This is a genomic window from Kribbella turkmenica (assembly GCF_004348725.1).
GTDB lineage: Bacteria > Actinomycetota > Actinomycetes > Propionibacteriales > Kribbellaceae > Kribbella > Kribbella turkmenica.
The window spans coordinates 23,621-49,330 of record NZ_SMKR01000033.1 but is presented as its reverse complement, the minus strand read 5'-3'; the positions used below and the strand labels follow the sequence as shown (position 1 = coordinate 49,330).

At 70.1% G+C, this 25,710-nt stretch carries 22 protein-coding genes and 1 tRNA gene; 14 read left to right on the top strand and 9 right to left on the bottom strand.

The features are described 5' to 3' along the window. Window positions 1–279: 279 nt before the first annotated feature. From E1218_RS10325 to E1218_RS35985, 5 genes are all read right to left on the bottom strand, one after another. Window positions 280–1,290, bottom strand: coding sequence for a type IV toxin-antitoxin system AbiEi family antitoxin domain-containing protein (locus E1218_RS10325; RefSeq protein ID WP_132318693.1), 1,011 nt, complete (start codon window positions 1,288–1,290; stop codon window positions 280–282). 69 nt (window positions 1,291–1,359) lie between these two features. After that, entirely contained in the window at window positions 1,360–2,124 is a 765-nt protein-coding gene (locus tag E1218_RS10320; protein WP_132318691.1) for an MBL fold metallo-hydrolase, read from the bottom strand. Then, a complete protein-coding gene (locus E1218_RS10315; protein WP_325052824.1) occupies window positions 2,121–2,948 on the bottom strand; it encodes an NUDIX hydrolase in 828 nt (275 codons plus the stop codon). The genes E1218_RS10320 and E1218_RS10315 overlap by 4 nt, the downstream gene beginning before the upstream one ends. 7 nt (window positions 2,949–2,955) lie before the next feature. Next, entirely contained in the window at window positions 2,956–3,417 is a 462-nt protein-coding gene (locus tag E1218_RS10310; RefSeq protein WP_132318689.1) for a RidA family protein, read from the bottom strand. Further along, window positions 3,414–3,575 (bottom strand): DUF4177 domain-containing protein, encoded by a 162-nt coding sequence (locus E1218_RS35985; RefSeq protein ID WP_165553378.1) that lies wholly within the window; start codon window positions 3,573–3,575, stop codon window positions 3,414–3,416. Before E1218_RS35985 ends, E1218_RS10310 begins: the two co-directional genes overlap by 4 nt. Before the next feature lie 96 nt (window positions 3,576–3,671). Between E1218_RS35985 and E1218_RS10305 the strand changes: the two genes are divergently transcribed. The 4 genes from E1218_RS10305 (at window position 3,672) to E1218_RS10290 (ending at window position 10,826) form a co-directional block, all read left to right on the top strand. Further along, the gene (locus E1218_RS10305) at window positions 3,672–4,622 is read left to right on the top strand and encodes an ArsA-related P-loop ATPase (RefSeq protein WP_132318687.1); all 951 of its coding nucleotides are present in this window, start codon (window positions 3,672–3,674) and stop codon (window positions 4,620–4,622) included. Beyond that, the gene (locus E1218_RS10300; protein WP_132318685.1) at window positions 4,619–5,740 is read left to right on the top strand and encodes an ArsA family ATPase; all 1,122 of its coding nucleotides are present in this window, start codon (window positions 4,619–4,621) and stop codon (window positions 5,738–5,740) included. Before E1218_RS10305 ends, E1218_RS10300 begins: the two co-directional genes overlap by 4 nt. Window positions 5,741–5,929: 189 nt before the next feature. Further along, on the top strand, window positions 5,930–8,284 hold the full coding sequence (gene lon / locus E1218_RS10295) for an endopeptidase La (protein ID WP_132318683.1): 2,355 nt from the start codon (window positions 5,930–5,932) through the stop codon (window positions 8,282–8,284). 142 nt (window positions 8,285–8,426) lie between these two features. Continuing rightward, the gene (locus E1218_RS10290) at window positions 8,427–10,826 is read left to right on the top strand and encodes a penicillin-binding protein (protein ID WP_132318681.1); all 2,400 of its coding nucleotides are present in this window, start codon (window positions 8,427–8,429) and stop codon (window positions 10,824–10,826) included. Between the two features lie 5 nt (window positions 10,827–10,831). Here E1218_RS10290 and E1218_RS10285 read toward each other — a convergent pair whose 3' ends face one another. Next, the gene (locus tag E1218_RS10285) at window positions 10,832–11,299 is read right to left on the bottom strand and encodes a GatB/YqeY domain-containing protein (protein WP_132318679.1); all 468 of its coding nucleotides are present in this window, start codon (window positions 11,297–11,299) and stop codon (window positions 10,832–10,834) included. Window positions 11,300–11,325: 26 nt separating this feature from the next. Between E1218_RS10285 and E1218_RS10280 the strand changes: the two genes are divergently transcribed. From E1218_RS10280 to E1218_RS10230, 10 genes are all read left to right on the top strand, one after another. Further along, the gene (locus E1218_RS10280) at window positions 11,326–12,285 is read left to right on the top strand and encodes a metallophosphoesterase (protein ID WP_132318677.1); all 960 of its coding nucleotides are present in this window, start codon (window positions 11,326–11,328) and stop codon (window positions 12,283–12,285) included. Between the two features lie 9 nt (window positions 12,286–12,294). Next, window positions 12,295–12,371: transfer RNA gene (locus E1218_RS10275), tRNA-Pro, on the top strand. A 47-nt stretch (window positions 12,372–12,418) separates the two neighbouring features. Further along, entirely contained in the window at window positions 12,419–13,048 is a 630-nt protein-coding gene (gene lipB, locus E1218_RS10270) for a lipoyl(octanoyl) transferase LipB (RefSeq protein ID WP_233712136.1), read from the top strand. A gap of 17 nt (window positions 13,049–13,065) precedes the next feature. After that, window positions 13,066–13,554 carry a hypothetical protein gene (locus E1218_RS10265; protein WP_233712135.1) on the top strand — a complete coding sequence of 163 codons (489 nt, stop codon included), beginning with the start codon at window positions 13,066–13,068 and terminating at the stop codon, window positions 13,552–13,554. Continuing rightward, window positions 13,547–14,248, top strand: coding sequence for a carbohydrate-binding family 9-like protein (locus E1218_RS10260; RefSeq protein WP_132318675.1), 702 nt, complete (start codon window positions 13,547–13,549; stop codon window positions 14,246–14,248). Before E1218_RS10265 ends, E1218_RS10260 begins: the two co-directional genes overlap by 8 nt. Before the next feature lie 45 nt (window positions 14,249–14,293). Beyond that, window positions 14,294–15,220, top strand: a complete 927-nt coding sequence (locus E1218_RS10255; RefSeq protein WP_132318673.1) for a hypothetical protein — start codon at window positions 14,294–14,296, stop codon at window positions 15,218–15,220. A gap of 134 nt (window positions 15,221–15,354) precedes the next feature. Next, window positions 15,355–16,143 carry a CoA transferase subunit A gene (locus tag E1218_RS10250; RefSeq protein ID WP_132318672.1) on the top strand — a complete coding sequence of 263 codons (789 nt, stop codon included), beginning with the start codon at window positions 15,355–15,357 and terminating at the stop codon, window positions 16,141–16,143. Window position 16,144: 1 nt separating this feature from the next. Beyond that, a complete protein-coding gene (locus E1218_RS10245) occupies window positions 16,145–16,774 on the top strand; it encodes a CoA transferase subunit B (protein WP_132318670.1) in 630 nt (209 codons plus the stop codon). A 243-nt stretch (window positions 16,775–17,017) separates the two neighbouring features. Then, a complete protein-coding gene (locus tag E1218_RS10240) occupies window positions 17,018–17,911 on the top strand; it encodes a carbohydrate kinase family protein (protein WP_132318668.1) in 894 nt (297 codons plus the stop codon). Window positions 17,912–18,555: 644 nt separating this feature from the next. Next, window positions 18,556–20,496, top strand: coding sequence for a CocE/NonD family hydrolase (locus E1218_RS10230; protein WP_132318664.1), 1,941 nt, complete (start codon window positions 18,556–18,558; stop codon window positions 20,494–20,496). A gap of 121 nt (window positions 20,497–20,617) precedes the next feature. Here E1218_RS10230 and E1218_RS10225 read toward each other — a convergent pair whose 3' ends face one another. Genes E1218_RS10225 through E1218_RS10215 form a run of 3 tightly spaced genes read right to left on the bottom strand, consistent with a single transcriptional unit; the run spans window position 20,618 to window position 25,710 of the window. After that, window positions 20,618–21,793 carry a glycosyltransferase gene (locus E1218_RS10225; RefSeq protein ID WP_132318662.1) on the bottom strand — a complete coding sequence of 392 codons (1,176 nt, stop codon included), beginning with the start codon at window positions 21,791–21,793 and terminating at the stop codon, window positions 20,618–20,620. Next, a complete protein-coding gene (locus tag E1218_RS10220) occupies window positions 21,794–24,412 on the bottom strand; it encodes a glycosyltransferase family 4 protein (protein WP_132318660.1) in 2,619 nt (872 codons plus the stop codon). It abuts the gene before it with no gap. Next, complete coding sequence (locus E1218_RS10215) at window positions 24,409–25,710, bottom strand: nucleotide sugar dehydrogenase (RefSeq protein ID WP_132318658.1); 1,302 nt, start codon at window positions 25,708–25,710, stop codon at window positions 24,409–24,411. The genes E1218_RS10220 and E1218_RS10215 overlap by 4 nt, the downstream gene beginning before the upstream one ends.

Here is a 25,710-nt window from a genome sequence, read left to right as displayed (position 1 = left end):
CCCCGGCGCCCCGCACCCGCCGGCACCGGCGCCAGCAACTTGCATGGGTTCTCCCCTCAAGTTGCCGGTTGTCACCTCGTGTCAGGGGCGGAGAAGGGGCAACCCGGCCGGATAACCCATCGCGTGTGTGAGCGCGAGGGGCGGGCAGCGCTCAGCCCGGCGGAGGTCAGGCAGGCACTCGGCGCGGCTGGGTCACTCGGCGCAGCGGGGCATGCGGCGCGGCTGGGTCACTCGGCGCAGCGGGGCATGCGGCGCGGCTGGGTCACTCGGCGCAGCGGGTCATGCGGCGCGGTTGGGTCGGGTGAACGCTTGCCGGATCCTGTCGGCCAGGTGCGCCGGCCGGTCGAAGTCCGACCAGGTGGACCGGACCACCTCGAGACCCAACGCGCGCAACCGGTCCTCGCGGTGTTTCTCCCTGACGAGCGCCTCCGACCCCACACCGCCGTACTTGAGGAGTCCGTCGAACTCGACCACCGTGTTGTACGACGGGAAGTAGAAGTCGACCCGGCCGACGAAGCCGTCGGCATCCGCGAACTCGGCTTGAAGGATCGGCCTGGGCAGGTCGAACTGATGCATCAGCACTCGCAAGCGCGATTCGCCGACCGACTCGGACAGCGGATCGGCGAATCCGACTGCAGCCCGCGCGGTCGGACTGCCCGGCCAGAACTCGAACTCCTGCATCAGCCGGCGCAAGTTCTCCTCGTCGGACCCGTGCGCACGCAGTACGGCGTCCGCGCTGACGACTGCGGCCTTGAAGGGCGCCGTACAGGCCGTTTCGACCATTGCCCGGAGAGCGGTCGTCGCCGGTACGTCGACGTGCACCAGATCGGCCGGGGAGAGGCGGCCCAGATGGTGCACGACTCCCGCGACCAGGCCACCGGAGCGATCGCTCACCCGCGTGACGTGGACCCGTGCGAGGTCGAGACCCCACAGCGGCAGCCCGTGCAGGGCAAGAGCGGACTGGTGGCTTACCACCACCGAGCCATCGCGGAGTGAGTTCAGCACAGCATGGATGGCACGGATGTGCGCAGTCCGTTGCTTCTCCCAGTGCGGCAACGCGCTGGTGTCGAGCCGCTCGGCGTACTGCCCGCGCCTGATCCGTTCCCACCGGCCGTCGTCCAGGCGATCGACGATCTGGCGCGGGGTGTATCCGCTCGCCATGGCCTGTCGTCGGCTGAAGACGCCACCTTGCCGTCCGGCGATGATCCTGAGTTTCGGATTCACCTCACCAGCATGTCGGCCCGGCCCGTTCCGCGGACGCCCGACCGCAGATCTGTGGACAACACCCATGAACGGATATCCGTCCGTGGTGTGCCTTCTCCGTTCCTGTCACGAAGGGAGAAGGGGCGGCCCGAGGGGTTATCCGTTCAAGTAGTCCAGCTGGGCCCGGACCGAGCGTTCGGCGGCGGGCCAGAGGGAGCGGTCGACGTCGGCGTAGACGTGTTCGACGACCGCTGCCGGTGTGGTGTGGCCGGCCGCGACGGCTGCCCGGACCTGGTCCAGACGCTCGCGCCGGTGGTCGATGTAGTAGGTGAGGACGTCGGTGGGAACCTCGATGACCGGCCCGTGGCCCGGGAGCAGGCGGTCGACTCCGGCCGCTGAGTTCGCGAAGGCCAGGAGGCGGTCGAGGGACTCGAGGTAGGGCCCGAGGGCGCCGTCCGGATGGGCCACCACGGACGTGCCGCGGCCGAGGACGGTGTCGCCGGTCAGCAGCGAGCCGTCCTGCGGAAGCCAGAAGCAGACCGAGTCCATGGTGTGGCCGGGCGTCGGCAGGACCTCGATCCTGAGGCCGCCGGCAGTGATCACGTCCCCCTCGGCGAGGCCGTGGGCGTGGTCGGTCGGAATGCGGAAGGCCGGATCCACCGCCCGTACGCCGCAGCCGGCCTGGTTGGCGAACCAGGAGGCACCCTCGGAGTGATCGGGGTGCTTGTGGGTCAGCAGTACGACGGCCACGTCACCGGCGGCGTCGAGCACGGCCCGCAGGTGGTCCTCGAGCATCGGCCCGGGGTCGACGACCACCGACTGGTCCGAGCCCGGCGCCCGCAGGATCCAGGTGTTCGTCCCGTCCAGCGTCATCGGCCCGGGGTTGCCGGCCCGCACCAACGTCGCGTACTGGGTGTTCATGTCGTCTCCAGATATGCCTGGTCGCCGGCCACCCGGACGGTGGGCAGGACCGGCCGGATCTCGCGTTCGCCGGCGGCGGTCAGGATCGCGGCGACGTCGTCGTACGGCGTGAGGTCGCGGCAGCAGACGTACGTCGGGGGCAGCATCAGCATCTCGCCCAAGTCGACGGCCGCGACCGCGTCGGCCGGCCGCGTCCAGGCCACCTGGTCGGACTCACTCGTCACGTCGCGGGTCACCTGGCCGGCCGGCAGGGCGGCGACGAAGAAGCGGGTGTCGTACCGCCTGGGCTCGAACTCCGGCGTGATCCAGTGCGCCCACGGGCCCAGCAGATCGGCACGGAGGACCAGACCCCGCCGGTGCAGGAAGTCGGCGAACCCGAGGGACCGCTCCTCCAGAGCGACCCGGTCGGCCTCCCAGTCGTCACCGGTGGTGTCGCCGACGACCGTCTCGGTGGACGGGCCGGCCAACAGCACCCCCGATTCCTCGAACGTCTCCCGCACCGCGGCGGCGACGTACGCCGAGGCCGTCTGCTCGTCGCACCCCAGCCGGTCCGCGAACCACGCCGGCGCCGGGCCGGACCAGGAGTCGGCAACGGTCGAGTCGGTGGCGTCGACCCGGCCGCCCGGGAAGACCGTCATCCCCGCCGCGAACGCCATCGTGCGTTGCCGCCGGAGAAGGTAGACCTCCGGACCGGCGGCAGTGCCACGCAGCAGGATCACAGTCGACGCGGGCCGCGGCTCGGCCGGCGTCCGGCCGGACCGGACATGGTCGAGTGCCGCCTCGGCCATCCGGCCGGACAGGAGCTCGGACGTCAGATCCCGCACGAGATCGTCAGCCGACCTCGACGATCAGCTCGATCTCGACCGGCGCGTCCAGCGGCAGGACCGGGACGCCGACCGCACTGCGGGCGTGCTGGCCGGCGGCGCCGAAGACCTGGCCGAACAGCTCCGAGGCGCCGTTCGCGACCTGCGGCTGACCGGTGAAGTCCGGCGTCGAGGCGATGAACGCGACCGCCTTGACGATCCGCGTGATGTTCGCCAGGTCGCCGATCTCGGCCTTGATCGCGGCCAGCCCGTTCAGCGCGCACTGCTGGGCGCATTCGCTCGCGACCTCGGCGCTGACGGCGTCGCCGACCTTGCCGGTGGCGATCAGGGTGCCGTCACGCAGCGGCAGCTGGCCGGAGGTGTAGACCAGGTTCCCGGTCCGCAGCGCGGGTACGTACGCGGCGACCGGCTTGGCCACCTCGGGCAGCTTCAGGCCGAGCTCGGCCAGCTTCTCCTCGGGGTGGCTCATTTGTCCTCGATCTCCCGCTTGAAGTAGGCGACCAGGTTCTCCGGGTTGAGGCCCGGGACGACCTGGACCAGCTCCCAGCCGTCCTGGCCGAAGTTGTCCAGGATCTCCTTGGTCGAGTGGACCAGCAGCGGCGCGGTGAAGTACTCGAACTTCTTCATGATGGGGACTCTAACGGGCGCCTGCTGAGCCAAATACCCTTCCCCGCCCCACCGCCCCGGTCGGTGTGCTGCGGGCCACGTCCTACGCTGGACCGTATGGCGAGGCTGCATGTGGTCACCGGGAAGGGGGGCACCGGGAAGACGACCGTTGCGGCTGCCATGGCGCTCTCACTGGCCGAGCAGGGCAAGCGCGTCCTGCTCGTCGAGGTCGAGGGCCGGCAAGGGCTCGCCCAGCTGTTCGACGTCCCGCCGCTGCCGTACGTCGAACGCCGGATCGCCCAAGGTCCCGGTGGCGGCGACGTGTTCGCGCTGGCTGTGGACGCCGAGGCGGCCCTGCTGGAGTACCTCGACATGTACTACCACCTCGGCCGGGCCGGGAAGGCGCTCGACAAGGTCGGCGCGATCGACTTCGTCACCACGATCGCTCCGGGGCTGCGCGACGTACTGCTCACCGGCAAGGTCTACGAGGCCACCCGGCGGAAGTCGCACGGCCGGCTCGCGTACGACGCCGTCGTCCTGGACGCGCCGCCGACCGGGCGGATCGCGCCGTTCCTGAACGTGAACCACGAGGTCGCGGACCTGGCCAAGGTCGGGCCGATCCGCAACCAGGCGGACGCGATCATGGGCATGCTGCGGTCGGACGTCACCCGGATCCACCTGGTCACGCTGCTCGAGGAGATGCCGGTCCAGGAGACCCTCGACGCGGTCGGCCAGCTGGAGGCGCTCGACCTGCGGATCGGCTCGATCGTGGTCAACATGGTCCGCAACAGCCCGCTCGACGACGACGCGCTCGCCCTTGCGGTGAAGGAGAAACTGCCGGCGACGGAGATCGGCAAGGGCCTGCGCTCGGCCGGGATCGCGGTCAGCAAGGGGCTCGTCGCGACGCTGGTCGCCGAGGCCCGCGACCACGCCGTCCGGGTCGGCCTGGAACGCGAGAACCGCGACCGGATAGATGCCCTGGGCAAGAAGGTGACGACGCTGCCGCTGCTGCCCGACGGCATCGACCAAGGGGCCCTGTTCGACCTGGCCGAGGAGTTGCGCGCGTGAGCGAGCTGGATCTGGACGCCCTGATCGACGATCCGGGCACGCGTATCATCGTGACCTGTGGCGCGGGTGGGGTCGGGAAGACGACCACGGCGGCGGCGCTCGGGCTGCGGGCCGCCGAGCGCGGACGAAAGGTCGTCGTACTCACGATCGACCCGGCGCGGCGGCTGGCGCAGTCGCTCGGGCTGACCGAGCTGGACAACACACCGCGGGCCGTGGCCGAGGTGAGCGCCGTCAACGGCGGGCGGCTGGACGCGATGATGCTGGACATGAAGCGGACCTTCGACGAGGTCGTGCTCGCGCACGCGACCCCGGAGAAGGCCGAACAGATCCTGGCCAACCCGTTCTACCTGGCGCTGTCGTCGTCGTTCGCGGGGACGCAGGAGTACATGGCGATGGAGAAGCTCGGCCAGTTGCACAAGCAGGCCGAGCGCTCGGGCGACTGGGACCTGATCGTCGTGGACACCCCGCCGTCGCGGTCGGCGCTGGACTTCCTGGACGCGCCCGAACGGCTGGCGTCGCTGTTGGAGGGCCGGTTCCTCCGGTTGCTGCTCGCACCGGCCCGCGGCCCGTTCAAACTGATGTCGGCCGGGGTGAATATGGCCATGTCGGTGATGAACAAGGTGCTCGGCGCCCAGGTGCTGACCGACGTACAGACGTTCGTCGCCGCCTTCGACACGTTGTTCGGCGGCTTCCGGCAGCGGGCCGAGCAGACGGTGGCGCTGCTGCGTGAGCCGCACACGGCCTTCCTGGTGGTGGCGGCACCGCAGAACGACGCGCTGCGGGAAGCGTCGTACTTCGCCGAGCGTCTGCGTGCGGAGAGCATGCCGCTGGCCGGCGTCGTGCTGAACCGGGTGACGGGCACCCATGCGCCGGACCTGTCGGCGGAGCGGTCACTCGCCGCGGCCGAGCGGCTCGAGGAGAGTGACAAGTCACCGCTGACAGCCGCCGTACTGCGATTGCACGCGGACAAGATGCAGCAGGTGGTCGGCGACCACAAACGGGCCGACCGCTTCCGCCGCGGTCACCGCTCGATCCCGACCGTCGAGGTGCCGGCGCTCGCCGACGACGTGCACGACCTCACCGGTCTACGCCAGATCGGCGACCTGCTCACGGCCTGAGACCGGACCGCCAGGCCATCACAACGCGGGTCGGACGCGGATGGTCGCGCTCACACGGGAGCCGGGAGGCGCATTGTGATGGCCTGAGGGTCCGGACTCCCCGGTTTCACCGTCAGCGAACGGCGGGAATGACCTGGTCGCACCCACGGTTGAGCCTGTCAGACTCAATCTCGAAAAGGGTGTGACAGCGTGACCGATACGTTGAATCTTCCTGTTCTGCCACTGGACGACGCCGTGGTCCTGCCGGGGATGGTCGTGCCGGTCCGACTCGCCGACAGCGAGGCCCGGGCGGCCATCGACGCGGCGCAGGCCTCGGGTCAGGACCAGGTTCTCCTGGTGCCGCGGCTGGACGGGAAATATGCCAAGGCCGGGGTGCTCGGTGAGATCGAGCAGATCGGCCGGCTGCCGGGCGGTGCCCAGGCGGCCGTGATCCGCGGGGCCCAGCGGGTCCGGATCGGCGCCGGGACCACCGGCCCGGGTGCGGCGCTGTGGGTGGGCGCGACGGTGATGCACGAGATCACCGACGCCCGGTCCGCCGAACTGTCCCGCGAGTACAAGACCCTGGTGACCTCGGTGCTGCAGCGTCGCGGCGCCTGGCAGGTCATCGACTCCGTGAAGCAGGTGAACGACCCGTCCGAGCTGTCCGACCTGGCCGGCTACGCGTCGTACCTGAGCAACGAGCAGAAGTCCTGGCTGGTCGAGAACGCGAACGTGTCCGAGCGGCTGGAGAAGCTGATCGGCTGGGTCCGCGACCACCTTGCCGAGCTCGAGGTGTCCGAGACGATCCAGAAGGACGTCCAGGAGGGCATGGAGAAGCAGCAGCGGGAGTTCCTGCTGCGCCAGCAGATGGCCGCGATCCGCAAGGAACTGGCCGAGCTGGACGGCAAGGCCGAGTCCGAGGAGGAGGACTACCGGGCCCGCGTCGAGGCGGCCGACCTGCCCGAGCACGTGCGCAAGGCCGCGCTCGCCGAGGTCGACAAGCTCGAGCGGACCGCCGAGCAGTCCCCCGAGGTCGGCTGGATCCGGACCTGGCTGGACACCGTCCTGGAGCTGCCGTGGAACGAGCGGACCGAGGACAGCTACGACATCCGGGAGGCCAGGGCCGTGCTGGACGCGGACCACGCCGGCCTGGACGACGTGAAGCAGCGCATCACCGAGTACCTGGCCGTACGGCGCCGCCGCGCGGACCGTGGTCTCGGAGTGGTCGGCGGACGCCGCAGTGGCGCCGTACTGGCCCTGGTCGGTCCTCCAGGCGTGGGTAAGACCTCGCTGGGTGAGTCCGTGGCTCGGGCGATGGGCCGGAAGTTCGTCCGGGTCGCGCTGGGCGGCGTCCGGGACGAGGCGGAGATCCGCGGCCACCGGCGGACGTACGTCGGTGCGCTGCCCGGCCGGATCGTCCGGGCGATCACCGAGGCCGGCTCGATGAACCCCGTCGTCCTGCTGGACGAGATCGACAAGGTGGGTGCGGACTACCGCGGCGACCCGACCGCTGCCCTGCTGGAGGTCCTCGACCCGGCGCAGAACCACACCTTCCGGGACCACTACCTGGAGGTCGAGCTGGACCTGTCCGACGTGGTCTTCCTGGCCACGGCGAACGTGCTGGACTCCATCCCCGCGCCGCTGCTGGACCGGATGGAACTGGTGCAGCTGGACGGGTACACCGAGGACGAGAAGGTCACGATCGCCCGCGACCACCTGCTCCCGCGGCAGCTGGAGCGGGCGGGCCTGACGGCGGACGAGGTGGCCGTCGACGACTTGGCGCTGCGACTGCTGGCGGGCGAGTACACGCGGGAGGCCGGCGTACGGCAGCTCGAGCGGTCGATCGCCCGGGTCCTGCGCAAGGTGACCGCGCAGCTCGCGCTGGACGGTTCGGAGACGGCGTCGGTGCGGATCGGCTCCGGGGACCTCAAGGGGTACCTGGGTTCGCCGAAGTTCACTCCGGAGTCGGCCGAGCGTACGGCGCTTCCCGGAGTGGCGACCGGGCTGGCGGTGACCGGCGCGGGTGGTGACGTGCTCTTCGTCGAGGCGTCGCTGGCCGACAAGGAGACCGGCCCGACCGGGGTCACGCTGACCGGACAGCTCGGTGACGTGATGAAGGAGTCGGCGCAGATCGCCCTGTCGTACCTGCGGTCGCACGGCGCGGAGCTGGGACTGCCGGTCGGCGACCTGGCCGAGCGGAACGCCCACATCCACGTTCCGGCCGGAGCGGTCCCGAAGGACGGGCCGTCGGCGGGCGTCACGATGACGACCGCGCTGGCGTCGCTGCTGTCCGGACGGCCGGTCCGCTCGGAGGTCGCGATGACCGGTGAGGTCTCGCTGACCGGCCGGGTCCTCCCGATCGGCGGGGTTAAGCAGAAGCTGCTCGCCGCCCACCGGGCCGGACTGACCACGATCCTCATTCCGAAGCGGAACGAGCCGGACCTGGAGGACGTGCCGGAGTCCGTGCTGGCCGAGCTGACGGTGCACCCGGTCAGCGACGTCCGCGAGGTTCTCGACCTGGCGCTGGTACCGGCGCAGGTGGACGCACACCAGTACGCCGCCTGACCGACGGACGACAGGAGGGCCCGGGCTCACGCCCGGGCCCTCCTCCTTTGGGATGAACTTCTCCGGAACACTCCGGCAGGTGGTGACCGAACTCACAGGAGATGAGGTAACCCAACCGAGCGATCCCGTAGTCTTTATCCACATGCGCGTCAGGGAGAAGGGCGACCGGGGAGTCGTCCAGTCGGTTGTTCTGTTCCTCGGGGTGAGCGTGCTGTCGGGGGCGTTGGCCGCCGGCCTCGCCATCCCGTTCGCCGGTCTGGCCGGCTTCACCACCGAGAAGACCTCCGAGACCCTGCAGGACCTGCCGCAGCAGTTCGACGAGGTGCCGCTCAAGCAGAAGAGCACCATCCTGGCCGCCGACGGCACCCTGATTGCCACCCTGGCCGAGCAGAACCGGGTACCGGTCAAGCTCAGCAAGGTCGCGCCGATCATGCAGAAGGCGATGGTCGCGATCGAGGACGACCGGTTCTACGAGCACGGTGCGCTGGACCTCAAGGGCACCCTGCGCGCGCTGCTGCGGAACCAGTCCGAAGGCTCCGTGCAGCAGGGTGGTTCGAGCATCACCCAGCAGTACGTGAAAATGAGCCTGGTCGAGAAGGCGAACACGCCGGAGGAGGTCGCGGCCGCCACCGCCGAGACCTACCAGCGCAAGGTCACCGAGCTCCGGTACGCGATCGCGGTCGAGAAGCAGTACTCCAAGAACGAGATCCTGGAGAAGTACCTCAACCTCGCCAACTTCGGTGACGGCGCCTGGGGGATCGAGGCCGCGGCCCTGCACTACTTCCAGGTGCACGCCTCCCAGCTCACCCTGCCGCAGGCCGCGCTGCTGGCCGGCCTGGTGAAGAACCCGACCGGCTACGACCCGACCAACAACATGAAGCGCGCCAAGGACCGCCGCGACGTGGTCATCCGGCGGATGCTCGAGCTCAAGGTCATCTCGGCCACGCAGGCCAACGCCGCGCTCAAGACCCCGGTCGTCGACCCGGCCAAGATCCGCCCGAACAAACTCGGCTGCGCGAACTCGAAGTACCCGTTCTACTGCGAGTACGTCGTCGCCGAGCTGACGAAGAACCCGGCCTTCGGCAAGTCCGAGACCGACCGGCGCAACTACCTCAAGACCGCTGGCCTGACCATCCGGACGTCGCTCGACCCGAAGATCCAGGCCGCCGCCCAGAAGTCGATCGACGAGCATTCGAAGGCCGGCGACAGCGCGGCCGCCGCGATCACGATCGTCGAACCGGGCACCGGCCTGGTGAAGGGGATGGTGCAGAGCCGGCCGTACGGCAACAAGAAGGGTCAGACGTCGTACAACTACAACGTCGAGAAGTCCTACGCCGGTGGCTACGGCGGGTTCCAGAACGGCTCGACGATGAAGGCCTTCACCATCGCCGCCGCGATCCAGAAGGGCTTCCCGCTGAACTACAAGATCAACTCGCCGAACGAGATCGACCTGACCCGGAAGAAGTTCAGCACCTGCAACGGCACGACCGAGTCCTTCGACTCGTACACGCCGAGCAACTCCACCACGAACGTGCCTGTGCCGACGATGATCCAGGCGGCGCAGAAGTCGACCAACACCTACTTCCTACTGCTGTCGCAGCAGGTCGGGCTGTGCCCGATCGCGAAGATCGCCCAGTCCCTGGGGCTCTACAACGCCCAGACCGGTCAGCCGCTGGACCAGGTGGTCTCGATGACGCTCGGCGTCGGCTACGTGACCCCGGTGCAGATGGCCAGCGCGTACGCCGCCTTCGCCGCGCGCGGCATGTACTGCACGCCGTGGCTGGTGACCGCCATCAAGGGCCCGACCGGCAAGTCGATCAACGCCCCGGGCGCGGACTGCAAGCAGGCCTTGGCCCCCGAGGTCGCCGACGGCGTCAACGCCGTCCTGCACCAGGTGATGGAACCTGGCGGTACCGGTTCGAAGCTGAAGTTCGGCAAGAGCGACCTGGCCGGCAAGACCGGAACCATCCAGGGCAACCGCGCCGTCTGGTACGCGGGCTACTCCAGCAAGCTCGCCGCCGCCTCCGTCGTCGCGGACGCGTCGCCGCCGTACGTCGATCTGGCCAAGCTGACGCTGGACGGCAGGAAGATCCGCGACGCGTCCGGTTCGGGGACCGCCGGTCCACTGTGGATGACCGCGATGGAGAACGCGCTGCGGTACTACCCGGCGACGAAGTTCACCGCGGCCTCGGACAAGACCGTGCGCGGGGACGTGAAGGACCTGCCGTTCGTCAACGGGATGAGCCCGGAGGACGCGGCGAACAAGCTCCGCCAGGCGGGGTTCGAGGCCGCGATCGCGCCGGGCACGGTGAATTCCGAGGAGACCGCGGGCACGGTCGCCTACACCACCCCGCGGCAGCGAGACGGCGCACCCGCGGGCTCGACGGTCACCATCCACATCTCCAACGGCTCCCGGAAGAGCCAGCCGCAGAACACCCCGCGGCCGCCGCAGAACACCACCAATCCCCCGGCGCCGCCCACCACGATCAACCCGAACTGTCCGCCCTGGAACCCGAAGTACCCGAACTGCGGCCGGCGTTAGGGCGGTCAGGCGCCGAGCTGGCGTTTCACCTCGGCGGAGACGACGGCGCCGTCGGCCTTGCCCTTGGTCCTGGGCTGGAGGGCACCCATGACCTTGCCGATGCCGCGCGGGCCGAGCTCGGCGGCGCCGGTCGCGGCGATGGTCTCGGTAACCAGGGCGACGATCTCCTCCTGGGTGAGCTGCTCGGGCAGGTACTCGGCCAGGATGTCCGCCTCGGCCTGTTCCTTGTCGGCGAGCTCGTCGCGGCCGGCCTCGCGGTACGCGGTGACGGACTCGCGGCGCTTCTTCGCCTCCGCGCTGAGCACGTCGACGATCTCGGCGTCGCTGAGGTCGCGGGCCTCCTTGCCGGCCACCTCCGCCTTGGTGACCGCGGTCAGCGCCATCCGCAGGGTCGACTTGCGGATCTCGTCACGTGCCTTCAGGGCGGCGGTCATGTCGTCGTGCAGCCGCTGCTTCATATCGGAGTTGGACATACCTGAGATTGTGGCAGGCTGGTGAAATGAGTTTGAGCGGGCTTGCCACCACCACCCTCAAGGCCACGGCGGTCGTGGGCGCCGTGGGCGCCGCCTGCGTCGCGTACGCGGCCGGCGTCGAGGTGCGGTGGTTCGCGCTGCGCAGAGTGACCGTCCCGGTGCTGCCGCAGGGCGCGGACCCGCTGAAGGTCCTGCACCTGTCCGACCTGCACCTGATGCCGGCGCAGGAGCGCAAGATCGCCTGGGTCAACGAGCTGGCCGCGCTCGAGCCCGATCTGATCGTGAACACCGGCGACAACCTGGCGCACGAGCGGTCGGTGCCGCCGCTGCTCCGGGCGTACGGCGACCTGCTCGACCTCCCGGGCGTGTTCGTGTTCGGCTCCAACGACTACTGGAAGCCGCACTTCAAGAACCCGGGGAAGTACCTGCTGCCCGCGCACAAGCAGCGGCACAAGCCGCACGGCCCGGACCTGCCGTTCGAGAAGATGCGCCGCGCCTTCACCGGCGCCGGCTGGACCGACCTGAACAACGCGAAGGCGACGTTGAAGGTGAACGGGCTCCGGCTGGACTTCGCCGGCACCGACGACCCGCATATCAAGCGCGACCGGTACGACGAGGTCGCGGGCGAGGTGGACCCGTCGGCCGACGTGTCCATCGGCGTCACGCACGCGCCGTACCAGCGGGTGCTGAACGGATTCGTCGGCGACGGGTATCCGCTGGTCCTGGCCGGGCACACGCACGGCGGTCAGTTGGCAGTGCCGTTCTACGGGGCGCTGGTGACCAACTGCGACCTGGACACGTCCCGGGTCAAGGGCCTGTCCACTTGGGGCCACGACGGCCGTCAGGCGGCTCTGCACGTCTCCGCCGGCCTGGGTACGTCGCCGTACGCGCCGGTCCGATTCGCCTGCCGACCCGAGGCGACCCTGCTCACCCTGGTCCCGCGAAACAACCCGATTTCGTCCCAGCCGCAGGCGCATGTAAGCTAACTCCGGCTTCGGGCTGTGGCGCAGCTTGGTAGCGCGCTTCGTTCGGGACGAAGAGGTCGCAGGTTCAAATCCTGTCAGCCCGACCAATCGAGGGCGGTGACTCCGGTCACCGCCCTCGTGCTTTGCTGGATCCGTGCAGCGTGTGGAGCTGGGTCAGGTCGAGTACGACGTCGCGGCCAAGGAGATGCAGGGCTGGGTCGAGGAGCGGCTGGCGGGGACGGCCGGGGACCGGTTGTTCCTGCTGAGTCATCCGCCGGTGATCACGTACGGACCGCGGACCGTGCTGGACGACCTGCCGGCGGAGGCGGCCGGGATTCCGGCGGTCGCGGTGGATCGTGGCGGGTTCGCCACGTACCACGGGCCGGGTCAGCTGGTCGGCTACCTGGTGATCGACCTGAAGCAGCGAGGGCCGGTGGACGTCGTGCGGTGGGTGGAGAACGGGCTGATCGAGGCGCTCGGTTCGCTCGGGTTCCCGCTGGTACGACGGGACACGCCGAAAGGCGCGCGCAGTCTCGTCGGGGTGTGGACCGAGGACGGGCGGAAACTGTGCTCGATCGGGATGCGGATCCGGCGCGGGGTCACCAGCCACGGCTTCTCCGTGAACGTCGACCCCGACCTGACCGTGTTTCACACGTTCACGAGCTGTGGCCTGCACGACGTGACGATGGTCTCGCTGGCAGAGCTCGCGGCCGAGCGCGGTGTGCCGGCCCCGACCGACACCGCCGTACGGGACGCGATCGCACGATCGCTTGGCGCAGCCTGAGTCGGTAGCCTGCGGCAATGAGCTCAGAGGACGACGACGGCCGGATGCCAGCCGACCTGGAGGCCGTGCTGGAAGCGGCCGACGAGGACCGGGCCGACGAGGCGGACGAGGGCCGGTACGACGGCCCGCCGCTGCCGCCGGCGCTCATCCTCGCCGTCGTCGGGCTGCTGTGCGGTTTCGCGACCGTCGCGCTGGTGTGGCTGAGTGAGCGCGGCTGCGAGCGCGTCCGCGACACCTCGAACTGCGGCGCGCTCGGCCTCCCCCTGCTCGTGCTGATCGTGGTCGTCACGATCGTCCTCGGCGGGCTCGCCCTGAGCCGGCTGGCGATGCCGCATCCCAGGCTGGTGGCGTTCCTCGGCGTCGCCTTCATGCTGGTCGTCGTCCTCGCCTTCCTCACCGAGCACCTGTCCTCGCCGTGGGCCCTGGCCGTCGTGCCGGCGCTGACCACGATCACCTTCCTCGTCGCCAACCTCGTCGCCCGACTGCTGGAGCGTGCCGATGCCTGACCTGCCCGTCTACGACTGCCCGCGTACGCCGGCCGCCCCGGCCCTCGACGGGACCCTGACCGACCCGGCCTGGGAGGTCGCGCCCTGGACGACCGACTTCGTCGACATCACCGGCGAGGGTCCGCGGCCGCGGTTACGGACCCGGGCGAAGCTGATGTACGACGACGAGTACCTCTACGTCGGCGGTCTGCTCGAGGAGCCGCACGTCTGGTCGACGATGAGGGAGAAGAACACCAAGCTGTTCGAGGAGAACAACTTCGAGCTGTTCCTCGACCCGGACGGCGACGGGCTGAACTACTACGAGTTCGAGATCAACCCGCTCGGCACGATCTGGGAGCTCACCCTGCCGAAGCCGTACGTCGACGGCGGCGTCCCGGTGGACCCGACCAACCTGCCGGGCCTGCGGACCGCGTTGCACATCGACGGCACCCTCAACGACCCGTCCGACACGGACACCGGCTGGTCGGTGGAGCTCGCCGTACCGTGGGCCGACCTGGCGTCGTACAACGAGGGCCGGGCCACCCCGCCGAACCCGGGTGACGAGTGGCGGATGAACCTGATGCGCTGCGAGTGGCCGCACGAGGTCGTCGACGGTGCCTACGTGAAGGGCAGCGAGCTCGACTTCTGGGTGTGGTCGCCGCAGTACGTGGCCGATATGCACCGACCGGACCGCTGGGGCGTCCTGCGCTTCTGAGCCCCGGTGACTCGCCGTCCACCCCTCGGGGTGACAATGAGTCACGTGGACTTCGGGGGTGGCGGCGGGTACGACGAGCAGGTCGTGAGCTCTATCGAGCACGCCTGCGACACCGATCCCCGCACCGCCCTGCGACTGGTCGCGGAGTACTCCGGCTACTGGTGGTCGAGCGGCCTGCAGGACGAGGCCGCCGCGGCTGCCGAGCGCGTACTGAGCATCCTGGGCCGGACGGTGCCTGTCGGGCTCGACGAGGAGTACCTGCTGACCGTGCTGCACGGCGCAGCGTCGGCCGAGCAGGAGCAGCTGGAGCTCGCCCAGCAGATCGTTGCCGCCACGACAGGCCCCTTCAAGTACTCCGTGACCGTGCTGCTGTGGGCGCTCGTGTTCGGGCCGTTCGAGTCCCAAGCGGTGGTGGAGGAGGTCCTCGAGCGCAACGAGGACGGTGACGCCTGGACCCGGGCCGCGGTCGAGCTGTGCCGCGGCTACCCCGGTCTGACCGGCGCGATCCCGGGCGAGGCCGCCCAAGCCCTCCGTACGGCGCTGGGTCGCTTCCGGATGCTCGACGACCGCTGGGGGATGTTCCTGGCGCTGACAGCCCTCAGGGACGTCGTCGACGACCCGGTCGAGGTCATCAGCGAGGCACTGGAGCTGGCCGAGAAGCTCCGGGCCGACGAGGAGTCCGGGCTGCTGCTGTGCCAACGCGGTGAGCTCCACCGGCACCAGGGCGACCTGGACGCGGCCGGCGAGGACTTCAGCTGGGCACTGGCCCTGGCCGAGCACGCCGACCTGCCGGAGACGGCGGCCGCGGCTCACATCGGCCTCGCCCGAACCGCGCGGTGCAGCGGCGACCTGCTGACCGCGAGGGAGCATCTTGCCGTCGTACTGTCCCGCGACTCCGACGAACTGGAAGACGCGCGCTACGAAGCCATGCACGAGCTGAACCTGCTGATCAACTCCGAAGCCTCCGCATAGGACCTCGGCACACTTCGCTGTAGGACGCCGGCACACCTGTGGCAGCGGCCACACAGGTGGCTCTCGCCGGAGTCCCGGACGGCTGGTTAGAGTCGAGAGCGACCCAGCCCTCGACACTGCAACGGAGCAGCCGGATGGACAAGACGTACGACTCGCCGCAGGCCGCGGTCGACGACATCGGCGACGGCGCGAGCCTCGCGGTCGGCGGCTTCGGGCTGTGCGGCAACCCGATGGAGCTGATCAGCGCCCTGCACGCCAAGGGGGTGACCGGGCTGAGCGTGGTGTCGAACAACTGCGGTGTCGACGACTGGGGCCTGGGAATCCTGCTCGCGGACAAGCGGATCGCCAAGATGACGTCGTCGTACGTCGGGGAGAACAAGGAGTTCGCCCGGCAGTTCCTGTCCGGTGAGCTCGAGGTCGAGCTGACGCCGCAGGGCACGCTGGCCGAGAAGCTGCGGGCCGGCGGCTGCGGGATCGCCGCCTTCTTCACGCCCGCCGGTGTCGGCACGCAGGTCGCCGAGGGCGGGTTGCCGCAGAAGTACAACACCGACGGCTCGGTCGCGAAGGCCTCGGAGCCGAAGGAGACCCGGGAGATCAACGGCACCACCTACGTGCTGGAGGAGTCGATCACCACCGACTTCGGCCTGGTGCACGCGCTGAAGGGCGACACCCACGGCAACCTGGTGTTCGACCGGAGCGCGCGGAACTTCAACCCGCTGGCCGCGATGGCCGGCCGGGTCACCATCGCCCAGGTCGAGGAGCTGGTCCAGCCTGGTGAGCTGGACCCGGACGAGATCCACCTGCCGGGCGTCTACGTCCAGCGGGTCGTTGCCGTCGGCAAGGACATCGAGAAGCGGATCGAGAAGCGCACGGTACAGCCCCGCGAGGCCTACGAGGCCCAGCGCGAGAAGATGGAGGCCTGAGATGCCGCTCACCCGTGAGCAGATGGCCGCCCGGGCCGCCGCCGAGCTCGAGGACGGCTCGTACGTGAACCTCGGCATCGGCCTGCCGACGCTGGTGCCGAACTACATCCCGGACGGCGTCACCGTCGTCCTCCAGAGCGAGAACGGCATCCTCGGCGTCGGCCCGTACCCGGTCGAGGGGGACGAGGACCCGGACCTGATCAACGCCGGCAAGGAGACCGTCACGACGTTGCCGGGGGCATCGTTCTTCGACTCGTCGCTGTCGTTCGGGATGATCCGCGGCGGCGCGATCGACGCGGCCATCCTGGGCGCCATGCAGGTGTCGGCCACCGGCGACCTGTCGAACTGGATGATCCCCGGGAAGATGGTCAAGGGCATGGGCGGCGCGATGGACCTGGTGCACGGCGCCAAGAAGGTGATCGTGCTGATGGAGCACGTCGCGAAGGACGGCTCGCACAAGATCCTCACCGAATGCGACCTGCCGTACACCGGCCGCGGGGTGGTCGACCGGATCATCACCGACCTCGCCGTCCTGGACGTCACCGAGGAAGGGCTGGAACTGGTCGAGCTCGCCGACGGCGTCACCTTCGACGACCTCCAGTCCAAGACCGGCGCCCCGATCAAGCAGTAACCGGTACGCCGGGCGTGCGGTGACGCACAGTGTCGCCGCACGCTCCGGGGCGGGTGTGGTTGGTTCGGGTGGGAGCGGCGACCGCATAGCGAGGGCTCGCACAGGGTCTGGTGGCTTGCCCCAGGCTATTTCCTGTACGCGTCCACCGGATGGTGTGTGCGCCCACCATGAGGCGAGCTTGCCGCTGTCCACATGCACGAACGGCACCTGTCACCCCTGGCGGAAGTCGGGTATGACGGGGGTATGGAACTGGACGTGTTCGTGATCGGCGGTGTCGGGGTCGACACCGTCGTGCGGGTTCCGGCGCTGCCGCTGCCCGCCGTCGAGACGATCCACGTCGACCCGGTCGAGTCGTACGTCGGCCACACCGGCCACGGCGTCGCGCTCGGCTGCCACCTGCTCGGGCTGCGCGCCGGTCTCGCGGACGTGATCGGCGACGACGCCGAGGGCTACCGCATCCGCCGCCTGTACGACGACCTCCGCATGCCGCTGCACGTCGCGCTCCATCCGAGCGGTACCCGTCGATCGGTGAACCTGGTCACCCCCGACGGCGGGCGCCTCGCCCTGTACGACGCCCGCCACCCGGCCGGACTGCGCGTCGACCCCGACCTCTGGCGCACGAACGTCGCCCACGCGACCCACGTGCACGTCTCGATCATGGACTTCGCCCGGGACGCGCTGTCCGACGCACTGGCCGCGGACTGCACGATCTCCACCGACCTGCACGACTGGGACGGCCGGAACGACTATCACAAGGACTTCGCGACCGCCGCCGACATCGTCTTCGTCTCCACCAGCGCGCTGCGGGCCGACGCGGTCGACTGGATCTTCGCCAACGGCCGCGCCGAGGTGGTGGTCGCGATGTCCGGCGCCGACGGCAGCTACCTGCACGTCCGCGACCGAGCCCCGCTGCACATCCCGGCCGTCGACCTGCCCGACCGACCCGTCGTCGACACGAACGGCGCCGGTGACGCCTACGTCGCGGCCTTCCTGGCCCGGCGGCTCGACGGCGTCGGCTGGTACGACGCCGCCCTCGCCGGATCGATCGCCGGCGCCTGGGCCTGCGGCTCTCCCGGCACGCACACCGACCTGATCACCGCCGAGGAGCTGGCGGTTCGAAGTAGAGCGCTCGGATGAAGCAGACCCGCGGCTGACCGACCGCGAACAGCACGCAAATCGACGACCGACTGCGGGGAGGTCCGCTCCGGTCTCGCGCGGGCCGTCCTGCGGGAGGAGAGCACCTCACGCCGGCTGGAGGTCAACCGCGGGTCGTCGGGGGATGCAGAGACAGCGGTGCGGTCACAACTGCCTCCGCGGCCGGCGGCCACCGCCAGTGCAAGGACCGCACCACGTCCCGCGCCCACCAGTCGTCGCCCCACCTGGATCACTCGCCGTTCAGGTCCTCGGCGAAGTCCACCCATGCCCAGCGGAAGTCGATCGGGTCGGCGAAGGTGGCGTTGCCGACCTTGCCGAGGCTGTTGATCACCGTGGCGGTGCCGTTCGCGTGGCCGACGGCACACGTCGCGCCGGCCGCCGTACCACTCGCCTCCGACGCCGGTGCGAAGTCGGAGGCATCAGCCCCACCGCGAGTACGACACCGAGCCCCGCGCCGATCAACCTTCGCCTCATGTCCCTGCTTCCCTCCAGCCCGGTGGTCCCCTACCTCCCCAGATGCGCCGGACGGCGTGAGTGTTTTCCCGTGTTGTGCACAGGAAGTGATCAACTGGATGAGTTCTGTGGACAGAATGGGTCTTCACCTACCGCCCATAGGGGGAGCACGCATGCGCAGAATTCGGTTCCGGACCGGGATCACTCTTCTGGTCGCCGCCGCGCTGGTCCCGCCGGCCGCGTTGACCGCGACCGCCGGACCTGCCGCCGTACCCGCCAAACCGTTCGTCCAGGGCACCACCACGGTGCCGGCGTACGACTACGACAACGCGATCCACGAGCGGATCGAGGTGGACGTGCCGAAGCTGGACGGGGACGCCAACGGCGTCGCCGACCGGATCACCGTCGACGTGATCCGGCCGGGTGAGGCCGCCGAGGCCGAGGTCGACGTCCCGGTCATCGTCCAGGCCTCGCCGTACTACGCCCGGGACGACAAGGCCTACTTCGACGGCAACGGTGTCCGCCAGGTGTTCGGCAGCTGGCTGGACAACTACTTCGTGCCGCGCGGGTACGCCGTCGCATTCGTCGACATGCCCGGCACGTTCCGGTCGACCGGCTGCAGCGACGTCGGCGCGGACCTGGAGGTGCTCGGCACCAAGGCCGTGATCGACTGGCTGAACCACCGAGTGCCCGGCTACAACGCCGACGGCGGCCGCGCCGAGGCCGACTGGTCCACCGGGAAGGCCGGCATGATCGGCGTCTCCTGGAACGGCACCATCGCCAACTCGGTCGCCAGTACCGGCGTCCGCGGCCTCGAGACCATCGTCCCGATCGCCGCGATCTCCAGCTGGTACGACTACACCCGCAGCTTCGGTGTGCCCTTCTACGACGAGTACATGGGCTTCCTGCACGACTACGTCAGCAACGACGCGTCACCGCGCTGCGTCGAGCTGACGAACGAGATCGAGCAGGACTCCGACACCCGCACCGGCAGCTACAGCACGTGGTGGGACCCGCGCAACTACAACCTGGACGCGCGCAACGTGCACGCCAGTGTGTACGTCGTCCACGGTCTCGGCGACGAAAACGTGAAGACCCGGCACTTCGGGGAGTGGTGGGACCAGCTGGCCCGCTACGACGTGCCGCGGAAGATCTTCCTGCACCAGGGCGTGCACCTGGACGGCTTCAGCTTCCGCGACCAGTGGGTGGACAAGCTGCACCCGTGGTTCGACTACTGGCTGCAGGGCCTGCAGAACGGCGTCATGCAGACTCCGCAAGCGACCGTCCAGCGCGAGGACGGCACCTTCCACGACGAGCCGCGCTGGCCGGCGGTCGGTGCGAGGCAGACCACCTTGAGGCTCAGCAAGGCGTCCGGCGCGAGAACCGGCGGACTGTCGATCGCCGCGGCGTCGAGCGACCCGGTGAGCTTCACCGGGACGGACGAGCCGTCCGCGGACACCGTCGTTCTCGATCCGGCCACGGCCCGGCCGGATCGGGCGGTGTTCCTGAGCGACGAGCTGGACAAGGCGGTCCGGGTCACCGGGACCGGGAAGGTGTCGGTCCGGGTCAAGGTCGACAAGGTTGCCGCCGGCATCAAGGCGCGGCTGGTCGACTACGGTACGGCGAACCGGTACACCAACGTCACCAACGTGCCGAACACCCGGGTGTGCTGGGGTGACGGGAACGAGCTCGACACCGGGTGCTACGCCGACACGCAGGTCAACACGGCGGTCTCGGACACGTCGGTCGTCGTCCGCACACTGGCGGACGTCGGGCACTACAGGTCCGTGTACACCAAGGAATCGCTGCGGGCGGGCCAGTGGTACGACCTGACGTTCGAGCTGAACGCCGACGACGTCGTCTTCGGGCCCGGCCATCGGCTGGGTCTCGTCCTGACGGTCGAACCCGACAACCCGTCGATCCCGTTCACCGGCGCCACCATCACCCTCGACCCGGCCCGTTCGTCCCTCACCCTGCCGCTCACCGGCTACACCGCGGCCCTGCAGACCGCGGCACCCCCGCAGTCCCGGATACCCGCCACCCGCCTCGCCCAACCCGAGCCGGAGAAGGACCCGGCCGAACTCATGCGCCAGATGGTGGAGGCATCCCGCTGACACCCATCCCACTCTGGTGGGTCAGCCCACCAGAGTCAGGGTTGGCCCACCGGATTCCAGGTAGCTGACCCACAGTCTGGTGGGCTGACCCACCAGACTGTGGGTGTGGCGGGCTGGGAGGTCAGCGGGTGAGTTCGGCGTAGGCGGTGACGAGGGTGGCGGAGTCCTTCTCCCAGTTGAGTTCGGCCGCGGCGGAGCGGGCACCGTCGGCGTAGGTGCCGTAGTTGTCGATCACGTCACGCACGGCCGCGGTCAACGACGCCGGATCTCCTGGTGTGTAAAGGGTTCCGAGCTTGTACTGCGTGACGACCGCACGCATCTCCGGAAGATCGGCGGCGACCACCGGTACGCCGGCCCGGACAGCGTGGAAGAGCTTGTTCGGCAGGGCCAGCCGGTGGTTCTCGCAGGTGTTGGTGAGCGTGACCAGCGAGATGCCGTAGGACCGCAGCGTGTCGTCGACCTCGTCGATCGAGCGCTCCGCCACCTTCTCCACCGGGCCCAGATCCAAGCGGTAGTTGGGATCCACCGACCCCATCAGCACCGTCCGGAACGGCGCCAACCGCCGGGCCGCGGCCACCACGGTCGGCAGATCACGCCCCGCGCCGACGCGACCGGCGTACAGCAGTCCCTCCGGCCGGTCGAGCGCCGCAGGCACCTCGTCGGCCCGGGGGAACGTGTTCCGGACGACGCGCACGTCAGCCAGCCCGCGTTCCCGCAACCGTTGCGCGATCCCGTCGGACACCGTGATGACGAGCCGCGCCTTGCCGGCCAAGGCAGCCTCGAACCGCCGGCCGCGCGCCCGCCACAACGGCGTCGGGCGGCCGGGAAGCGCCCGGTCGAACCACAGCTCATGGGTGTCGTAGACCAGCTCCGCCGACCACTGCCCGGCGAAGGAGGCAGCCAGCTCGAGCGTGTTGAAGTCGTGCGCGTGCACGACGTCGAACGGGCCGGCAGCCGCCACCCGCGGCGCCGCCGCGATCCGCCACTGCTTCTCGGTCCGGTTCCGGTGCTCCGGCAGCAGCAGCCACCGGCCGAACCGCTGGACCAGCACCTTCGGCCCGTTCCGGCCGTGCCCGACCGCGGGTCCGCCGTTGCTGCCCCGGAGTCCGGCCGACCGGGAGACCGACTCGACCGTCACTCCCGGTCCGACCTCGCTGTGCTGGTTCTCCAGCCAGGCATCGGGCACATCCCGGCCGATCACGTGCACCTCGTGACCGGCCGCGGCCAGCGCCGTCGCCTCCCGGAGGATCCGCGAGTCTCCGGCGATCGGGGACTGCGCGATCATCAGAATCCGCACTCAAACCTCGCCGTTCTCGGGTTCGCCGTTCACGAACGGCAGCAGGACCTCGACGGACTTCCGGCCGTCGTGCAGCTCCCGGACGTACGTCGGCCCCGCGTCGGCGAGCTTGCGGGCCGGGTCGCGTTCGGCGACCAGCCGCTCGATCACCTCGGCCAGGTCGTCCGGGGTCGCCTCCGCGATCGGCAGGTCGGTCGGCAGCAGCTCGCGGACCGAGTCCGCGACGTGCCCGACGGTGAGCCGTCCAGCCGCCATCGCCTCGCACGCGAGCACGCCGTACGAGCCGAGCAGCAGCTGGTCGACCACGACGTCGGCGTTCCGGACCATCTCCGCCAGCTCGGTGTGCGGCACGTCCTCGACCCGCTGGTACGTGATCAGGCCGCGCGCGTCCAGGTCGGTGAGCACCGGGTCGACGTACGCCGACCCCTTCAGCGCACTGGCCGACGGTGCGTGCAGCACCACCGGAACCTTCCGCTCGAGCACCGGCTCGGCCGAGCTGAACTCCTCACCGTCGACAGTCAGCGGGAGCCAGACGGCGTTCTCGACGAACTCCAGCAGGTCCGGCGTGGTGACGAACACCGGGCCCTCGTAGTCCGCGAGGTGGCGGCGCATGACGTCGTTGGCGGACTGCAGGCGCTGCGTCAGCTCCTCGTCGCGGTCCCTGAACGGCGAGTACCGGTACTTCGCCCGGTGCCGCGCGGGATCGCGGATGTCCGAGCCGTGGAAGATCACGCCGTGCTTGATCCCGGCCGAGTCGAGCACGGGTACGTCGGTCGTCCACAGGGCGCCGCGCTCCTGCCCGAACATCGGGCGGCCCGCCTCGAACAGCACGTGGGTCACTGTGCGCAATGTGTACGCGGTGAGCTCCAACTGCCAGCGCAGGTCCGAGCGGTACTGCCGGTACGTGCCCGTCCGGTGCGCTTGGAAGCCGAACGCGCCGCTGCCCGTCGTAAGCGACTCCGCGACCAGCCCCGGCTCCGCACGCTCCAGCGCGGTGGACCACAACCACGCCTGGCCGGCGCTGTTGACCGGGCCGATCAGCAGGTGAGGCTGCTTCTTCGCCACCCGGTCAGCGGGCTCGGAGACCGTCAGCCGCCGGCCGACCAGCTCGCCGTACAGGCTGCGCAGCTTGTCGGCCTGCCCGGCCCAGGAGACCTCCTGCTGGTACCCAGGGTGCGCCACGCGCTCGCGGTAGCTGTCCAGGTCGCCGAGGACCGTGCGCACCTTCGACGCCAGGTCGTGCGGGTCGGCCGCGACGAACACCTCGCCGATCCGGGTCCGGTCGACGAACTCCTTCATGCTCGGCATGTCGCTGACCACCACCGGCAGCCCGGCGAAGGCGTACTCGAAGAGCTTGTTCGGCAGCGCCATCTCGTGGCTCGGGTAGCGCAGGATCGGGATCAGCCCGACGTCCGCCGTCCGCAGGAACGCGACCACCTCGTCCGGCTTCACCGGATCGAGGCAGTGCAGCCGGTTCTCCACGCCGAGTGTCGCGGCCAGCGCCTGCAGCGCCCGGACGGCGTCCGTCGCGATCCCCGGCACGCAGACGACGGCCAGGTGCGCGTCCGGCAGTTCCACCAGCGCCTGGACGGCGGACTCCACCCCACGGGCCCGGGTGACGCCGCCGCTGTAGACCAGCAGGGGGACCTCCGGAGGCAGCCCGATCCGGCTGCGGACGTCGGTCACCTCGACCGACACGTCCGCCGGGTTCGGCGTGTTCATGATCACCGCGGGCTCGTGGCCGAGCTTGTGCTCCTGCCGCAGGCGGTGCGCGATCGCCGGGCTGACGGTGATCACCAGGTCGGCCTGGCCGATGTACTCGCGCTCGTGGTTCGCCCAGGCCGCGATCGACCGGCGGGTCCGGCCGCCGTACCGGGACAGGCCGGCGACGTACTCGTGCGCGTCGTAGACGACCTTCAGGTGCTTGCCGCGCAGCTTCGCCCGGCCGGCGGCACGGGTGGCGACACCGATGACGTGCATGTCGTGCGCGTGCACCACGTCGGGCTCGAGCCGGTCGATCAGGTCACCGAAGGCCATCTCGAGGTCGAGTGCTTCCGGGTGCAGTCGGCGCCACGGCGCCGGCCACGGCATCCGGTGGATCACGCCGTCGTAGGCACGCCAGCCGAACTTGAACGTTCCGTCGGCCTTCCGGCCGACCCCCTGGCGGACCCAGGCGGCCTTCTGGGCCGCCTGCCAGCGCCCCCGGCGCAGCAGCCGGGTGGCCACTCCGAGCTTGAACCCGAGCGGGTTGCGCTTCCCCTCCTTCGCCGCCGCGACGGCGTGCCCGGAGTCGGCCTTCAGTGCCCTCAGCTCGGCCTCGATCCGCCGGCTGCGGGCGGTGTAGGTCGACGTGTTCCTGTACCCCACCAGGGGCGGGCGCCAGGCCCGGCGGGCCGCCCGGCTCCGCTTCCGTTCCTCCCGGAGGCTGAACGGAACCGCCACCCGGACGATCAGCGCGCCGTCGAGAACCTCCCTCGACGGCAGATCGCCGGCCGAGACCCCGAGCACAGTCACCTCTGCCCCGGTCTCGGCCAGTGCGGCCGCCTCCTTGCGGACCCGGCTGTCGTTGGTGACGTCGTTCGCGACCATCATCACGACCCGCAGGTCGGCAGCTGTCACCCTCGAACCGGCCTTCCGATCACGATCCGGCGTACGCCCACCCAGCGAGCCGGGTCGGTGCGGTCACGGCCGTCGACGAGCACCTGCACCCCTGGCAGGTCGGCCGGGGTCAACTGCGCGTATTCCGGGTGGTCCGCCTGCAGCACGGCGGCGTCCACCGGCGCGCCCAGCGCGTACGGCGTGAAGCCGAGCCGACGGAGCTCCTCGTCGGTGTACAGCGGGTCGTGCACGGACACCTCCGCACCACGGGACTTCAACGCTTCCACGGCCGGGAAGACGCCGGAGAGCGCGGTCTCCTTGACGCCACCGCGGTACGCCGCGCCGAGCACGACCACCTCGGCCCCGGTCAGGTCGCCGTACGCGCCCTCGAGCAGGCCGATGGTGTAGTCGGGCATGCCGAGGTTCGCCTCGCGGGCGGCCCGGACGACGGTGGCGTCCGGGTCGGTCCACAGGTAGAGCCGCGGGTAGACCGGGATGCAGTGGCCGCCGACCGCGATCCCGGGCCGGTGGATGTGACTGTAGGGCTGCGAGTTCGACGCCTCGATCACCTGGTGCACGTCGATCCCGTGCTCACCGGCGAACCGGGCGAACTGGTTCGCCAGGCCGATGTTCACGTCGCGGTAGGTCGTCTCGGCCAGCTTCGCCAGCTCGGCCGCCTCGGCCGACCCCAGGTCCCAGACGCCGTTGCCGCGCTCCAGGTCCGGGCGCTCGTCGAAGTCCAGCACGGCCTCGTAGAACGCGGTGGCGCGCTTGGCGCCCTCCTCGGACAGGCCGCCGACGAGCTTCGGGTACTTGCGCAGGTCCGCGAACACGCGTCCGGTGAGCACCCGCTCCGGCGAGAACACCAGGTGGAAGTCCGCCCCCTCCTTCAGGCCCGAGACCTCCTCCAGCAGCGGCTTCCACCGGGTGCGGGTGGTGCCGACCGGCAGGGTGGTCTCGTAGCTGACCAGGGTGCCCGGGGTGAGGTGCTCGGCCAGCGAGCGGGTCGCGCTCTCCATCCAGCCGAACTCCGGCTCACCGGTCCGCTCGTCGACGAACAGCGGCACGACCAGCACCACCGCGTCACTGCCGGGGATGGCGTCCGCGTAGTCCGTGGTCGCCCGCAGCCGGCCGGCGGCCACGGTCTCGGCGAGCAGCTCGGCCAGGTGTGCCTCGCCCGGGAACGGCTCCTGCCCGGCGTTCACCTGCTCGACCGTCGCCGGGTTGATGTCGACGCCGACGACCTGATGACCCTTGGCCGCGAACTGGACCGCCAACGGCAGCCCGATCTTGCCTAAGGCAACAACACTGACACGCAC

Excerpts from the sequence above, each read along its gene's own strand:
- E1218_RS10230 (WP_132318664.1), top strand. The coding sequence starts at position 18,556 with ATGCGCAGAATTCGGTTCCGGACCGGGATCACTCTTCTGGTCGCCGCC.
- E1218_RS10260 (WP_132318675.1), top strand. The coding sequence starts at position 13,547 with ATGCCTGACCTGCCCGTCTACGACTGCCCGCGTACGCCGGCCGCCCCG.
- E1218_RS35985 (WP_165553378.1), bottom strand. The coding sequence starts at position 3,575 with ATGAAGAAGTTCGAGTACTTCACCGCGCCGCTGCTGGTCCACTCGACC.
- E1218_RS10240 (WP_132318668.1), top strand. The coding sequence starts at position 17,018 with ATGGAACTGGACGTGTTCGTGATCGGCGGTGTCGGGGTCGACACCGTC.
- E1218_RS10305 (WP_132318687.1), top strand. The coding sequence starts at position 3,672 with ATGGCGAGGCTGCATGTGGTCACCGGGAAGGGGGGCACCGGGAAGACG.
- E1218_RS10250 (WP_132318672.1), top strand. The coding sequence starts at position 15,355 with ATGGACAAGACGTACGACTCGCCGCAGGCCGCGGTCGACGACATCGGC.
- E1218_RS10320 (WP_132318691.1), bottom strand. The coding sequence starts at position 2,124 with ATGAACACCCAGTACGCGACGTTGGTGCGGGCCGGCAACCCCGGGCCG.
- E1218_RS10290 (WP_132318681.1), top strand. The coding sequence starts at position 8,427 with ATGCGCGTCAGGGAGAAGGGCGACCGGGGAGTCGTCCAGTCGGTTGTT.
- E1218_RS10280 (WP_132318677.1), top strand. The coding sequence starts at position 11,326 with ATGAGTTTGAGCGGGCTTGCCACCACCACCCTCAAGGCCACGGCGGTC.
- E1218_RS10325 (WP_132318693.1), bottom strand. The coding sequence starts at position 1,290 with ATGGGTGTTGTCCACAGATCTGCGGTCGGGCGTCCGCGGAACGGGCCG.
- E1218_RS10245 (WP_132318670.1), top strand. The coding sequence starts at position 16,145 with ATGCCGCTCACCCGTGAGCAGATGGCCGCCCGGGCCGCCGCCGAGCTC.
- E1218_RS10265 (WP_233712135.1), top strand. The coding sequence starts at position 13,066 with ATGAGCTCAGAGGACGACGACGGCCGGATGCCAGCCGACCTGGAGGCC.
- E1218_RS10310 (WP_132318689.1), bottom strand. The coding sequence starts at position 3,417 with ATGAGCCACCCCGAGGAGAAGCTGGCCGAGCTCGGCCTGAAGCTGCCC.
- E1218_RS10285 (WP_132318679.1), bottom strand. The coding sequence starts at position 11,299 with ATGTCCAACTCCGATATGAAGCAGCGGCTGCACGACGACATGACCGCC.